Annotated in this window: 11 protein-coding genes; 10 read left to right on the top strand and 1 reads right to left on the bottom strand. The window is 28.4% G+C overall.

Features of this window, described 5'->3' with window-relative positions; translation table 11 throughout:
* Nucleotides 1-54 precede the first annotated feature (54 nt).
* The 9 genes from AC4FQV_RS06870 to AC4FQV_RS06830 all read left to right on the top strand — a co-directional run bounded on the left by AC4FQV_RS06870 (nucleotide 55) and on the right by AC4FQV_RS06830 (nucleotide 10,607).
* Nucleotides 55-906 carry a DegV family protein gene (locus AC4FQV_RS06870; RefSeq protein ID WP_491139712.1) on the top strand — a complete coding sequence of 284 codons (852 nt, stop codon included), beginning with the start codon at nucleotides 55-57 and terminating at the stop codon, nucleotides 904-906.
* 159 nt (nucleotides 907-1,065) lie between these two features.
* Nucleotides 1,066-1,791: an ABC transporter ATP-binding protein gene (locus AC4FQV_RS06865; RefSeq protein ID WP_491165173.1), complete on the top strand. Its 726-nt coding sequence runs from the start codon at nucleotides 1,066-1,068 to the stop codon at nucleotides 1,789-1,791.
* A complete protein-coding gene (locus AC4FQV_RS06860) occupies nucleotides 1,784-3,376 on the top strand; it encodes a putative ABC transporter permease subunit (protein ID WP_491165172.1) in 1,593 nt (530 codons plus the stop codon). The genes AC4FQV_RS06865 and AC4FQV_RS06860 overlap by 8 nt, the downstream gene beginning before the upstream one ends.
* A 137-nt stretch (nucleotides 3,377-3,513) precedes the next feature.
* Complete coding sequence (locus AC4FQV_RS06855; protein WP_491139707.1) at nucleotides 3,514-4,521, top strand: alpha/beta hydrolase fold domain-containing protein; 1,008 nt, start codon at nucleotides 3,514-3,516, stop codon at nucleotides 4,519-4,521.
* A 180-nt stretch (nucleotides 4,522-4,701) separates the two neighbouring features.
* Nucleotides 4,702-5,388: a FadR/GntR family transcriptional regulator gene (locus tag AC4FQV_RS06850; protein WP_491139706.1), complete on the top strand. Its 687-nt coding sequence runs from the start codon at nucleotides 4,702-4,704 to the stop codon at nucleotides 5,386-5,388.
* A gap of 225 nt (nucleotides 5,389-5,613) precedes the next feature.
* On the top strand, nucleotides 5,614-7,137 hold the full coding sequence (locus tag AC4FQV_RS06845; RefSeq protein WP_491139705.1) for an L-lactate permease: 1,524 nt from the start codon (nucleotides 5,614-5,616) through the stop codon (nucleotides 7,135-7,137).
* Between the two features lie 73 nt (nucleotides 7,138-7,210).
* The gene (locus AC4FQV_RS06840; protein ID WP_491165171.1) at nucleotides 7,211-7,999 is read left to right on the top strand and encodes an electron transfer flavoprotein subunit beta/FixA family protein; all 789 of its coding nucleotides are present in this window, start codon (nucleotides 7,211-7,213) and stop codon (nucleotides 7,997-7,999) included.
* Between the two features lie 12 nt (nucleotides 8,000-8,011).
* The gene (locus AC4FQV_RS06835) at nucleotides 8,012-9,205 is read left to right on the top strand and encodes an electron transfer flavoprotein subunit alpha/FixB family protein (protein WP_491139703.1); all 1,194 of its coding nucleotides are present in this window, start codon (nucleotides 8,012-8,014) and stop codon (nucleotides 9,203-9,205) included.
* A gap of 1 nt (nucleotide 9,206) precedes the next feature.
* Complete coding sequence (locus AC4FQV_RS06830; protein ID WP_491139702.1) at nucleotides 9,207-10,607, top strand: FAD-binding oxidoreductase; 1,401 nt, start codon at nucleotides 9,207-9,209, stop codon at nucleotides 10,605-10,607.
* A gap of 63 nt (nucleotides 10,608-10,670) precedes the next feature.
* Here the strand turns inward: AC4FQV_RS06830 and AC4FQV_RS06825 are convergent, their stop codons facing one another.
* The gene (locus AC4FQV_RS06825; protein WP_491139701.1) at nucleotides 10,671-11,069 is read right to left on the bottom strand and encodes an HsmA family protein; all 399 of its coding nucleotides are present in this window, start codon (nucleotides 11,067-11,069) and stop codon (nucleotides 10,671-10,673) included.
* 585 nt (nucleotides 11,070-11,654) lie between these two features.
* Between AC4FQV_RS06825 and AC4FQV_RS06820 the strand changes: the two genes are divergently transcribed.
* Complete coding sequence (locus AC4FQV_RS06820) at nucleotides 11,655-13,754, top strand: sodium-translocating pyrophosphatase (RefSeq protein ID WP_491139700.1); 2,100 nt, start codon at nucleotides 11,655-11,657, stop codon at nucleotides 13,752-13,754.
* The last annotated feature ends 75 nt before the right edge of the window (nucleotides 13,755-13,829 follow it).

Genomic DNA, 13,829 nt, shown 5'->3' with positions numbered 1-13,829 from the left:
TAGGGAAATCTAAGAGAGCTATAAAATAACGTATTTAAGTTTTAGGAGGAATATATGGCTGTTAAAGTAATTACAGATAGTACTAGTTGCATACCAAAAGATTTAGCAGAAAAGTATGGAGTGGAGATAGTATCTTTAAGCGTTATAATGAATGGAGAAACTTATAAGGAAGTTGATATTGATAGTGAAGCTTTTTATGATGAATTAGCTAAATGTGATAAACTTCCAACATCTTCTCAACCACCTATGGATGAATTTTATATGGCTTTTGAAAAGTTTGCTAAGGAAGGTGATGATATAGTTGCTGCATTTATATCATCTAAATTAAGTGGAACATATACAACATCACATATTATAAAAGAGATGATATTAGAAAAGTATCCAGAGGTTAAAATTGACCTTATAGATTCTCAAACTTCCGTAATGGCACTTGGAATTGGAGTTTTAGAAGGAGCTAAGGCTGCACAGGAGGGAAAAGATTTTGATGAAGTTTCAAAAATAGTTAGAAATACTATTAAAGAATCTGAAATAATATTTGTTCCTGGAACTTTAGAAAACCTTAAAAAAGGTGGAAGAATAGGTGGAGCAGCAGCTTTATTTGGAAAAATGCTTAAAATAAATCCAATACTAACAGTTAAAGAAGGTGCTGTTGTTGTAATGGATAAAGTTAGAACTAAAAAGAGAGCAATAGATAAGATTGTTGAAGTAGTTAAACATGATTTAAAAGAAAAAGGAATCAAAAAAGCTGTTGTTTGTCATATATTAGCAGAAGATGAAGCTAGAGATTTAGCAAAAAGACTTAAAGAAGAATTAGATTTAGATTCAATGATTGGTGAAATAAGTGCAGTTATAGGCGTGCATGTAGGGGTTAAGAGTGTAGGTATAGCATATGCTAGGGAATCTTAATAAAAAAGAAGCTTGATAAATTATATAATTTATCAAGCTTCTTTTTTTATTACAATATTTTTATAACTATTAGGAAAATATATTATTATATTTAAATTATGAAATTATATGTTCAATATGTTAAAATAATGTTACTAAATGGTTAAGGGGTGTTTGAAAATGATTGTTTTAAAAGATATTGAAAAAGAATACACAAAAGGTGTAAAGGTTGTAAACAATTTAAATTTAGAAATTAAAGATGGTGAAATATTTGGCATACTAGGACCAAATGGAGCAGGAAAGACAACTACAATAAACATGATAACAGGAATAATACAACCTACTAAGGGGGAAGTTAAGATAAATAATATTGATATAAATAAAAAGCCAGTAGAAGCTAAAATGCAGTTTGGCTATGTTCCTGATAGTCCTGATATGTTTTTAAGATATAAAGGAATAGAGTATCTTAATTTTATTGGTGATGTTTATAATGTAAATAAAACTGATAGAGAAAAAAGAATTAAGGAGTTGGCTGAAAGATTTAATATGGTTAACTCCTTAGGAAATAAAATTCAAAGTTACTCTCATGGAATGAGACAAAAGATAATAATAATGGGTGTTTTACTTCATAAACCTAGTGTTTGGATATTAGATGAGCCTTTAACAGGATTAGACCCTAAATCTTCATATATCTTAAAGGAAATGATGATAAAACATGCGAAAGAAGGAAATACTGTTTTATTTTCTACGCATGTCTTAGAGGTAGCAGAGAAATTATGTAATAGAGTAGGAATAATAAAAAATGGAAAACTTATTTTTGTTGGGACGTTAGAGGAACTAAAAGAGGAATTTAAAGCAGATGAAACTTTAGAAAAAATGTTTTTGGAGATTACGGAAGATGAATAGAATTGCATTATTATTAAAATATTTTATAGGCAATACTTTAGATAATTGTTTTAAAAATATAAAGTCTAAAGCCTTAGGAACTTTAGTTTACACATTAATAATAATAGGTATATCTGTGCCTATAGCAAAGATGATAGACTCAATTTATCAAGATTTTGCACTTATTAATCAAGAAGCATATCCTCTTTCAATTATATTCTTAATTGGTTCCTTTTCTTTACTTATTTTAGGTATATATGATATTTTAGATTCATTTTTCTTTTCTAGGGATATAGAACCATTGATTTCTCTTCCTTTTAAAAGTGAAGAAATAATTATGGGAAAATTCATTTCTTGCTTAGTAGATATGTATATGTATTTAAGTATTATAATAATTCCTTTAATAGATTATGGGTTAAATATGAAGGCTAGTATTTCCTATTTTCTTATGATAATTCCTGTTTATTTAATTTTTCCAATTGTATTAATAGTATTTTGTATATTAATAACAATGATTTTAATGAGTTTTATAAATATATCTAAATATAAAAATGTGTTTGAGATAACTTTTGCAACTTTGTGTATTATAATAGTTTTATTTGTATACTCTTTAAATTCATTAGGTTTAGATAAAGAAAGTATTTCTTTAGCAATAAAAAATAAAATTAACTTAATAGATATAACTAATAAAATATTTATAAATATTACTTTTAGTGTAAAAGCACTTCTTTATAGCAATTCAATAAAGGGATTAATAAATTTACTTGGTTTAGCTATTATATCAATTATAGCTTTAGTGATTTTATATTCATTAGGAAAATCAATGTATAAGAAAATTATAACTACAAATTTAAATGTATATAGCGAAAAAAAAGATGTATTAAATAATAAAAATTTTTCAGTAAAACATTCTTTAAGAAAGGCTATTGTATTAAGAGAGATTAGAAGGATTTTAAGAGAACCTAGTAATTTTATAAATTGTATTGTAATGACAATATATATGCCTATATTAATGATTATTTTTCTTTTAACTGGAAATAGCTTTGGAGAAATAATTTCATTAATTGGAGATACATTAATATTATCAGCTACATTTATAGTAACAGCATTAACTGTGTCAAGTAATTCTGTTTCTTGTACAGCTTTAAGTAGAGAAGGACAGGAAATATTTATATCAAAGTATATCCCTGTAGATTATAAATTGCAGATACAATGTAAGCTTATAGTTTCTTGTGTGGTAAATTCTATAGTACTTATATTTGGTATAATACTATTAATTTATTTAAAAGCATCTATTTTAATAATTTTCATGAGTATATTATTACAAATTGGTACAATAATTTTAATATCTTTATTGGGGATGATTTTAGATTATTCTTCTCCTAAATTACATTGGGTAGATACTAAAAATTTATATAGTCATAATTTTAAACCTCTATTAGTAATTTTTATTTCATTAATTTTAGGAGGTCTTAACATGCTTTTAGTTTTTACTAAAAGTCCATTAATTATATTTTTAATAGATATAAGTATTTTAATAGTATTAGCTTTAATATTATATAAATTTCTTATGAAAAAAGGATTAGAGATTTATAAAAGGGTATAATAATTTATAAAGCGTAACCTTTTTATAAATTATAAAGCTTAGATATTTTATATTATTTTATTAAGAACAAATTAAAATTAAAAGGTTTTAATTTGTTCTTTTTAAATTAAATATTTTAAAAGAAAAGGAGATATATAATGAAAAAGTTTTTTAAAACATTAAGTATCATACTTTTAATAATATTATTACTATTAGGTTCTTTAGCCTTTTATTTTCGAGGACAAATAGGTTTTTACATAAACATAGGAAAGGAATATTTAAAATTTAGGGAAAATCCACCTAGTGTTGAGGAGATAAAAAACTTTAAATTTAGTGAAGATATGGACTTTAAAGATGTAGTTTATAAAGATACAAAAGGAAAAAAGGAAACTTTAGATATTTATGGACCTGAAAAAAAATTAAAAAATGGTTCTCCAGTAATTATATATGTTCATGGAGGAAGTTGGGTCTATGGTAATAAAGAAATACCAGAATTAATAGCTCCGATTTTAGATTCCTTTAGAAAAGATGGTTACACCATAATAAGTGTAGGATATGAACTTGCCACTAATAAGATTGATTTTGAAAAACAAGCCTCTGATGTTAAAGATTCTATAAGATGGGTTTATAAAAATAAGGATAAATATGATTTTAATACAGAGGAAATTGGAGTTATAGGAGTTTCTTCAGGAGCTCATTTATCTTTATTAGCAACTTATAGTGGAGAAAATGAATTTGTTGATGATAAAGAATTAGCTAAATACCCATCAAAAGTAAAATATCTTGTAGACTTTTTTGGACCAACTGATTTAAGTTCTTTAGATATGTCTATGGCATCCTTTGACTTAAATCAATCTATAAAAAATGCAGAAAAAGATTTGAAAAAGGGTGAAAGTATAAAAGATTACATGGATAAATATAGTCCTATAAATTATTTAAAAAGTGATTTGCCAAATACTTTAATAATTCATGGAAAAGAGGATAAGTTAGTTCCTTATAGCAATTCAGTTAAACTATATGAAGAAAGTAAGGCCCTTGGGAATAAAGTTAAAATAGTTACTTTAGAAAATAGTGGACATGATTTTTCTCAAGTAGATATAAATGAAGTTTTTAATTTAGGATTTAAGGTTATAAATTTTATATTATTTAATACTAAATTTTATTAAATATATAAGATTTAAGCCTATTAAAAAATATTATGTTTTTGTCTTAAGTTTCACTTTTATTATAAAAAAAGATATAATAAAATCATTAAAAATAAGTAATTAGTTATAAGTTTTGTGAAGTTGATGAAATAATCAGGGGAATAAATCCAAGTAATATGAATTTTAGAAAGGATTGTTAGGATGTTTAAACCAGTTAAAAACATGAAAGTTTATGAGCAGGTTGTGGACCAAATAAAAGAAATGGTTAGAATAGGACAGATAAAGAAGGGAGACAAGCTACCTACAGAAAGAGTTATGGCTGAAGAACTTCAAGTAAGTAGAACTTCTATAAGAGAAGCTATGAGAGCTTTAGAGGTAATTGGTCTAATTGAAAGTAAACAAGGGGCAGGGAATTATATAAGAGAGGATTTTGATGATGTATTATTAGAGCCTCTCTCTATAGTTTTTATGCTTCAAAATGGAACAAATAGAGATATTTTAGAGTTAAGAGAGGTTTTAGAATTATCTACTATATTTTTATCTGTAATGAGAATATCTGAAGAGGACTTAAAAAGGCTTGGTGAGTTAGTTGAAAAGTTTAAGGTCTCTAAAGATGAAGAAGAAAATGTTAAAATAGATAGTGAATTTCATAGCATTATTGTAAGGGGAGCAAATAATGTACTTATAAGCAATTTATTAGAAGGAGTTTCAGAGCTTGTAGATAAATTTATAAGTGAGGGAAGAAAAGCTATATTAAGTGATATTAGAAACAGGGGAAAGCTTTTAGACTATCATGAAAAGATATACTTAGCAATAAAAAATAGAGATGCTTATTTAGCATATAAGCATATGCAAGAGCATTTCCAATTAATAAAGGAAAATATATAGTAATATAGACTCTATTTGCAATAAAAGTAAAATTTAACCTATTATAGCTAAATATAATAAATGTAAAAATTGACTAAAATATCTAAAAGGTATAAGGTTAAATTAGGGTATAGAAGGAGACTTTTAATTTATAAGTTTTATAACATATTAAAAAATATGTTATTTTCTAAGTAAAAATTGGTCATACCAAATTATAATTTAAAAGTTGTTATGAGGGGTGAAAAAATGAATATTTATCTTATGTTCTTTCTAGCTCTTATTCCTATAATAATTTTAATTATTGGTTTAGGAGTTCTTAAAATTCCAGCTCATAAAATATGTCCTATAGCTTTAATAATTACCATTTTATTATCTATATTTGCATGGAAAATGCCAACTTTAGATGCTTTAACAGCAGCTTTAGAAGGAGTTGCTTTAGGAATATGGCCTATAATGATAGTTATTATTGCAGCAGTATTTACATATAACTTAGTAGTTTATACAAAGGCTATGGAAGTAATAAAATCAATGCTAATAAGTGTTAGTGATGATAAAAGAATTTTAGTTCTTATATTATCATGGGGATTTGGTGGATTTTTAGAGGCTGTAGCAGGTTTTGGAACGGCAGTTGCTATTCCTGTTGGAATAATGGCAGCTTTAGGGTTTAATCCTTTTTTTGCATCTGTTATTTGCCTAGTAGCTAATACTACACCTACAGCCTTTGGAGCTATAGGGTTGCCAGTTATAACTTTAGCTAATGTAGCTTCAGTTCCTATAGAATCTTTAAGTTATTATGTAGTACTACAATTACTTTTCTTTGTAATATTAATTCCTTTTGTTTTGGTAGCCTTAACTGAAAAGAGTTTAAAGGGGATTAAAGGGGTATTTGGTATAACCTTAGCCTCTGGCCTTTCTTTTGGTATAGTTCAAGTACTAGTAGCTAAATTTTTAGGACCTGAATTACCAGCAGTTTTAGGTTCAATAGTTTCATTGTTAGTTACAATTTTTATGGCAAAGAAATTTTATAAACATAAGGATAACACTAAAGAAGAAGAGAAATTTAATTTTAAAAGTGTCCTAATTGCCTTTTCTCCATTTATATTAATATTAGTAATAATAATAGGTATTAGTCCATTATTTCCATCACTATATAATATGTTAAGTGAAGTTAGAACTTCTGTTAATATTTATACAGGCCTTGGAGCTAAACCATACACATTTGTATGGCTAACAACTCCTGGAATTTTAATATTAATAGCTTCTTTTATTGGAGGCTTTATACAAAAGGCTTCTTTTAAAGAAATGGTAGGACTTTTAATGAAAACCATTAAACAAATGAGTAAATCTACAATAACCATACTTGCAATAATAGCTTTAGCTAAGGTTATGGGTTATAGTGGAATGGTTTCATCTATAGCTACAGTATTAGTTATGATAACTGGTTCATTTTATGCTTTTATAGCACCTTTTATTGGAGCTTTAGGAACTTTTGTAACAGGTAGTGATACCTCTGCTAATGTATTATTTGGTTCTCTTCAAGCAGCGGCTGCTGAATCTTTAGGAATAAAGCCAGCTTGGCTTGCAGCAGCAAATACTTGTGGAGCAACTGCAGGGAAAATGATATCACCTCAAAGTATAGCTGTAGCTACAGCAGCAACAGGACTAGCTGGAAAAGAGGGAAAGATATTAAATTCAACATTAAAGGTATGCGTTATATACGTAATATTATTAGGTGTAATAAGTTATTTAGGAAGCCTAGTTTTTGTATAAGTGAAAACGTTTATCGAATTTAAACTAATTTAAAACAAAAAGATGAGAGTTTTAGAGGGAATGGAGTGATTTTATGAAGATTATGGTTTGTATCAAACAAGTTCCAGGTACTTCAAAGGTTGAGGTTGATGAAAAGACAGGAGTTTTAAAAAGAGATGGTGTAGATTCAAAGATGAATCCTTATGACTTATATGCATTAGAAACTGCTCTTAGAATAAAAGAAAAGAAGGGAGGAAGTATAAAGGTTATAAGTATGGGGCCACCACAGGCTAAAGCTGTAATAAAAGAAGCTTATGCTATGGGAGCTGATGAAGGAACTTTAGTTTCAGATAGAAAATTTGCAGGAGCTGATGTTTTAGCAACTTCATATACTTTATCACAAGGTGTTAGAAAATGTGGAGACTTTGACATAATTATTTGTGGTAAACAGACTACAGATGGAGATACAGCACAGGTTGGTCCTGAAATGGCAGAGTATTTAGGTGTACCTCATGTTGCAAATGTTAGAAAAATACTAGATGTGAATGAAGACTTTATTAAAGTTGAAATGGATATGCCAAATACAATAGAGGTTTTAGAGGTTAAGTATCCTTGTCTTTTAACTGTGGATAAAGATATTTTTCAACCAAGGTTACCATCCTATAAAAAGAAACTTGAAACAGAGGAGAGAGAAATAAATGTAATATCTTTAAAGGATTTTGAAGATAAAGATGAGAAAAAATATGGATTAAATGGCTCACCTACTCAAGTTGAAAGAATATTTCCACCAAGTAATAATGATGACCATGAAATTTGGACTGGAGATGCAGCAAAATTAAGCGAAAAAATGGAAGATAAATTAAGAGAGCTTAAGTTTATATAGGGGGTAAATATTATGGGTAGATTAGTAGTTCATCAAGATAAAATAGATGATATGAATAATGTAATAAAAATTTGTCCATTTGGAGCTATGGAAATAGTTGATGGAAAAGTAGAAATAAATGCAAGTTGTAGAATGTGTAAAGTTTGTGTTAGAAAGGGACCTAAGGGTGCTTTTGAATTTGTTGAAGATAAGGATAAAGTTTTAGTTAATAAGGATGAATGGAAAGGTATTGCTGTTTATGTTGACCATGTAAATGGAGAGATTCACCCTGTAACTTTAGAATTAATAGGTAAGGCTAGAGAATTAGCTGATAAAATAAATCAAAAGGTTTACTGTTTATTTATGGGGAATGGAATAAAAGATAAAGCTGGAGAACTTCTACATTATGGAGTAGATGAAGTTATAGTTTATGATTATAAAGAACTTGAAAACTTTAGAATTGAACCTTATACAGCTGTCTTTTATGACTTTATAAGCAAGATAAAACCTTGTTCAATTTTAGTTGGTGCAACTACACTAGGAAGATCCTTAGCCCCAAGAGTAGCTGCTAGATGTAGAACTGGTCTTACTGCTGATTGTACTATACTTGATATAAAAGAAAATACAGATTTAGTTCAGATAAGACCAGCTTTTGGTGGAAATATAATGGCACAAATAGTTACACCAAATTCAAGACCTCAGATGGCAACTGTTAGATATAAAGTTATGTCTGCACCAGAGAGAAATGATGAATGTACTGGAGAGATTAAATACTTTGAAATAGAAAAGGATAAATTAAAGTCAGATATCGAGGTTAAGGAGATTAAGGAAAAACCAAAGGAACATAGTATATCAGATGCTGAAGTAATAGTTGTAGCAGGTAGAGGAGTAAAGGCAGAGAAGGATTTAAAACTTATAAAAGAATTAGCTGATTTATTAGGAGGAGAAGTTGCAGTTACAAGACCTCTTATAGAGAATGGATGGGCTGATGCAAATAGACAAGTTGGATTAAGTGGAAGAACTGTAAGACCTAAGCTTATAATAACTTGTGGTGTTTCAGGAGCTATTCAATTTGTAGCAGGAATGAATAATGCAGATTATATATTTGCTATAAATAAAGATGAAAAGGCACCTATATTTGAGGTTTCTCATTATGGAATAGTTGGTGATATTTATGAGATTGTTCCTAAACTTATTGAGAAAATAAAAGGAGAAGGGGTGCTTTAGTATGAGTTATAATAAAATAGATGAAAAAGGTATTAATTTTATAAAAGAAATTATAAAAGATGAGGAAAGAGTATTTACAGGGTTAGATATAAGTGAAGATTATTCTCATGATGAGTTAGGTTCTGAAAAACATATGCCTGATATTGTTGTTAAGGCACTTAATAGAGAAGAAATAGTTGAAATAATGAAATATGCTAATGAAAATAAAATTCCTATAACAGTAAGAGGAGCAGGAACTGGTCTTGTTGGAGCAGCAGTTCCAATACTTGGAGGAATTGTTTTAGACTTAACTGGAATGAATAAGATATTAGAGTTAGATGAAGAAAACTTAACTCTTACTGTTGAGCCTGGAGTTCTTATTATGGAAATTTCAAAGTTTGTTGAGGAACATGATTTATTTTATCCACCAGACCCAGGAGAAAAAACAGCAACAATAGGTGGTAATGTTAGTACTAATGCAGGTGGTATGAGAGCTGTTAAGTATGGTGTAACAAGGGATTATGTAAGAGGTATAGAAGTAGTTCTTCCAAGTGGAGAAATTTTAGAGCTTGGAGGAAAGGTTGTTAAAAATAGTTCTGGATATAGCTTAAAAGATTTAATAGTTGGTTCAGAAGGAACCTTAGCAATAATAACTAAAATAGTTTTAAAATTAATACCACTTCCAAAAAAGGTAATAAGTCTTTTAGTGCCTTTTAATGACTTAGATACTGCTATAGAAACAGTACCTGAAATAATAAAATCAAAAAATATTCCGACTGCTATAGAATTTATGCAAAGGGATTTAATATTATCAGCTGAAGAATTTTTAGGGAAAAAATTCCCTGATAATACTTCAAATGCTTACTTAATATTAAGTTTTGATGGAAACTCAAAGGAAGAAGTAGAAGGATATTATGCAAAGGTTGCAGATATATGCTTAAAAGCAGGTGCTTTAGATGTCTTTATATCAGATACAGAGGAAAGACAAGAATCTATATGGACAGCAAGGGGAGCATTTTTAGAAGCTATAAAAGCATCAACTAGTGATTTAGATGAAGTTGATGTTGTTGTACCAAGAAATAAGGTTGCAGAGTTTGTTAAGTTCACAAATGAAGTTGAAAAGCAATTAAAGGTTAGAATAAGAAGTTTTGGTCATGCTGGTGATGGGAATTTACACATTTATATCTTAAAGGATGAATTATCTGATGAAGAATGGGATAAAAAGCTTAAAGAAGCTATGGAAATTCTTTATAAGAAACAAAGAGAACTAAATGGACAGGTTTCTGGTGAACATGGTATTGGTTTAGCTAAGAGAATTTATTTAGATGAATCTTTAAATAAGGCTACTATGGATATTATGAGAGGAATAAAATTAGTTTTTGACCCAAATAATGTTTTAAATCCAGGTAAGGTATGTGAATAAAATAATAAAATAAGGTTGTAAAATAAAAACTCCTTTTAATTAATTTAAAAGGAGTTTTTTTTATTAAGATGTCATTCCTATGTACATACCTACGAAGTAAGGAATTAGCCATATGAACCAAACCACTAAACTAAATTTGTGGAATATTGCTTTTGCTTTTTCACTACCTCTATTTAAAACTATAGTTGCCCAAACAGCATGTATAAGCATTAATATAATAGCAAGCATACCTGTTGATTGATGTATGAATAAATCTCTTGGGGTAATACCCTTATCAGTTCCAGCAGCAACTATTCTACTCATTGTGAAAGTTCCAAGAGTATCGCAAACTAAACCACACCAGAAGATTATTACATGTTTTTTCTTCAAAATACCTGCTCTATGCTCGCTCCAAACACCAATTGTGTAGAATATTAGTGCTAAAGTTATAAATATAATAGCTGGGATTAATAACTTAGGCATAATAAAACCTTCTTTCTTTATTAGATTTAGAGCCTGTCCATAAAAAGCATTTTCATATATTAAAAGAAATCTTTTTTTGGTTTACTTTAATATGTGAAAATAGCTTAAATATGGACTAGGTTCATATTAATAATAACATATCCATAAAAAAATAATAGTCCTAAAGAGAAAAAAATGTTTACAATTTGTTAAAAGAATTAAGTTTATTTTAAGTTAAATGTATTTATAAAATTAAAATTAAATTTTTAATAAATAATTTGTATTTTAAAAGAATAATAGTTAAAAAAAGTATTTTAATATAATATATAGAAAATAAATAAATTTGATAATTTGTAAATAAAATGTTTATTTAAAAAATATTAGGAAAATAAAAAAGCTTTAATAAATATATTAGTAATAGAACCTAAATTAAGTTTTAAAAACTTAAATAATTTTAAAAGGAGGTATTTAAAATTATTTTCTTGGAAAGGTTTACTTTATTTTTCTTTAAAGTTAAATTTTTTATATCATTATTAAAATTTAAAAAAAATTTGTTGATTTTTACAAATTTTTTTAAATTTATAAAGAAAATAGGAGGATAGAAAAATGGACCTTATGCTTTTGGTACCAATATGTTCTATAATATCGCTTTTATTTGCTCTTTATCTAGGAAAAGGTATAATGAAAAATCCTGTAGAGGATGAAAAAATAAGAGAAGTTTCTGAGAAGATTAAAAGAGGAGCTAATGCTTTTTTAGTTAGACAGTATAGGGGTGTTTCTTTATTTTTCTTAGGAATGTTTATTATATTAATTTTTTTGAGTTTTAAGGGATACTTATCCATTTTTGTTCCTTTTGCATTTTTGACAGGAGGATTATTTTCTGGACTAAGTGGTTATTTAGGAATGAAAACAGCAACTAATGCTAATTCTAGAACAACCATGGCAGCTAAAAAAAGCTTAAATGATGCTTTAAGAATTGCTTTTTCTAGTGGAGCTATAATGGGGTTAGTAGTTGTAGGGTTAGCACTTTTTCATTTAGGAATTTGGTACTATATATTAGATTGGTATTATGCATATTTACCTGAGGCTGAAAAAATAGGACAAATAACTTCTGTTATGTTAACTTTTGGAATGGGAGCTTCTTCTATGGCACTTTTTGCAAGAGTTGGAGGAGGAATATTTACAAAGGCTGCTGATGTTGGAGCAGACTTAGTTGGAAAGGTTGAAGCTGGTATTCCAGAGGATGATCATAGAAATCCAGCTGTTATAGCTGATAATGTAGGAGATAATGTAGGGGATGTTGCTGGATTAGGAGCAGATTTATATGAATCATATGTAGGTTCCTTAGTTTCAGCCTGTGCTTTAGCTGTTTCAGCTGGTTTAGGAATAAAGGGAGTAGTACTTCCTTTAATTATTGCTTCTGTAGGTGCAGTTGCTTGTATTATAGGAACATTTTTTGTAAAGGCAAAGGAGGATGCAACACAGAAATCCTTACTTTCAGCTTTGAGAAGAGGAACATATATATCTTCAATTTTAGTGGCTATTTCAGGTTTTTTTATTGTTAAAATAGTTGTTGGAGAAAATAATTTAGGAATATATTTTAGTATATTATCAGGATTAATTGCTGGAATTTTAATTGGATATTTTACAGAATATTATACTAGTGATAATTATAAGCCTACAAAAAAATTAGCTGATATGACTAAAACAGGTTCAGCTACTACAATAATAGGAGGATTATCGTTAGGTATGCTATCTACTGCTATGCCAGTTATTATAATAGCTATATCTATAATAAGTAGCTTTTTACTATCTGGTGGAAATAAAGATTTTAGTCTAGGGCTTTATGGAATTGCTATTTCAGCTGTAGGAATGTTATCTACTTTAGGAATTACTTTAGCTACAGATGCCTATGGACCAGTAGCAGATAATGCAGGTGGAATTGCAGAGATGACAGAACAAAGTCCTGAGGTTAGAAGAAGGACCGACGCTTTAGATTCATTAGGAAATACAACAGCTGCTACAGGAAAAGGCTTTGCAATAGGCTCTGCTGCCTTAACAGCCTTAGCTTTTATAGCAGCATATAAAGATTCTGTAGAGAATATTTCCTTATCAAAGGGAATTGATTTTACTTTTAATCTATCTATAATAAATCCACAGGTTTTAATAGGGCTTTTTGTTGGGGGAATGGTTACCTTTGTTTTTTCAGCATTAACTATGGATGCTGTAGGAAGAGCGGCTTCTAAGATTGTTATTGAGGTGAGAAGACAATTTAAAGAAATAAAGGGTCTTTTAGAAGGGGAAGCAGAAGCAGATTTTGAAAAATGTGTAGATATATGTACAAAATCATCTCAAAGAGAGTTGATTCCAATTGCTTTAGTAGCTATTTTAACTCCTATAATAACAGGATTTTTATTAGGACCAAATGGAGTTGCTGGTCTTTTAGCAGGTTCTACGGTAACTGGTTTTGTGTTAGCTATAATGATGGCTAATTCAGGAGGAGCTTGGGATAATGCTAAAAAATATATTGAAGGAGGAGTTTTAGGAGGAAAAGGTTCTGATTGTCATAAAGCAGCAGTAGTTGGAGATACAGTTGGAGACCCTTTTAAAGATACTACAGGACCTTCAATTGATATTTTAATAAAGTTAATGTCAATGATTTCAATTGTTTTTGCCTCTTTAATTTTATCAATAGGTATATTTTGATAAATTGTTGAATATAAGATAATATATGACTTAAAAAATTATTAAGTCATATTGTGGTTGCTATTGTAGATACCT

Source organism: Clostridium sp. TJA038 (assembly GCF_058310255.1).
The sequence above is the reverse complement of the archived record's forward strand: the minus strand, read 5'-3'. Positions and strand labels throughout refer to the sequence as shown.

Bases quoted from the DNA above. Each gene is read 5' to 3' on its own strand.
- AC4FQV_RS06855 (WP_491139707.1), top strand. From the start codon at position 3,514: ATGAAAAAGTTTTTTAAAACATTAAGTATCATACTTTTAATAATATTA.
- AC4FQV_RS06865 (WP_491165173.1), top strand. From the start codon at position 1,066: ATGATTGTTTTAAAAGATATTGAAAAAGAATACACAAAAGGTGTAAAG.
- AC4FQV_RS06835 (WP_491139703.1), top strand. From the start codon at position 8,012: ATGGGTAGATTAGTAGTTCATCAAGATAAAATAGATGATATGAATAAT.
- AC4FQV_RS06840 (WP_491165171.1), top strand. From the start codon at position 7,211: ATGAAGATTATGGTTTGTATCAAACAAGTTCCAGGTACTTCAAAGGTT.
- AC4FQV_RS06820 (WP_491139700.1), top strand. From the start codon at position 11,655: ATGGACCTTATGCTTTTGGTACCAATATGTTCTATAATATCGCTTTTA.
- AC4FQV_RS06830 (WP_491139702.1), top strand. From the start codon at position 9,207: ATGAGTTATAATAAAATAGATGAAAAAGGTATTAATTTTATAAAAGAA.
- AC4FQV_RS06860 (WP_491165172.1), top strand. From the start codon at position 1,784: ATGAATAGAATTGCATTATTATTAAAATATTTTATAGGCAATACTTTA.
- AC4FQV_RS06825 (WP_491139701.1), bottom strand. From the start codon at position 11,069: ATGCCTAAGTTATTAATCCCAGCTATTATATTTATAACTTTAGCACTA.
- AC4FQV_RS06845 (WP_491139705.1), top strand. From the start codon at position 5,614: ATGAATATTTATCTTATGTTCTTTCTAGCTCTTATTCCTATAATAATT.
- AC4FQV_RS06870 (WP_491139712.1), top strand. From the start codon at position 55: ATGGCTGTTAAAGTAATTACAGATAGTACTAGTTGCATACCAAAAGAT.
- AC4FQV_RS06850 (WP_491139706.1), top strand. From the start codon at position 4,702: ATGTTTAAACCAGTTAAAAACATGAAAGTTTATGAGCAGGTTGTGGAC.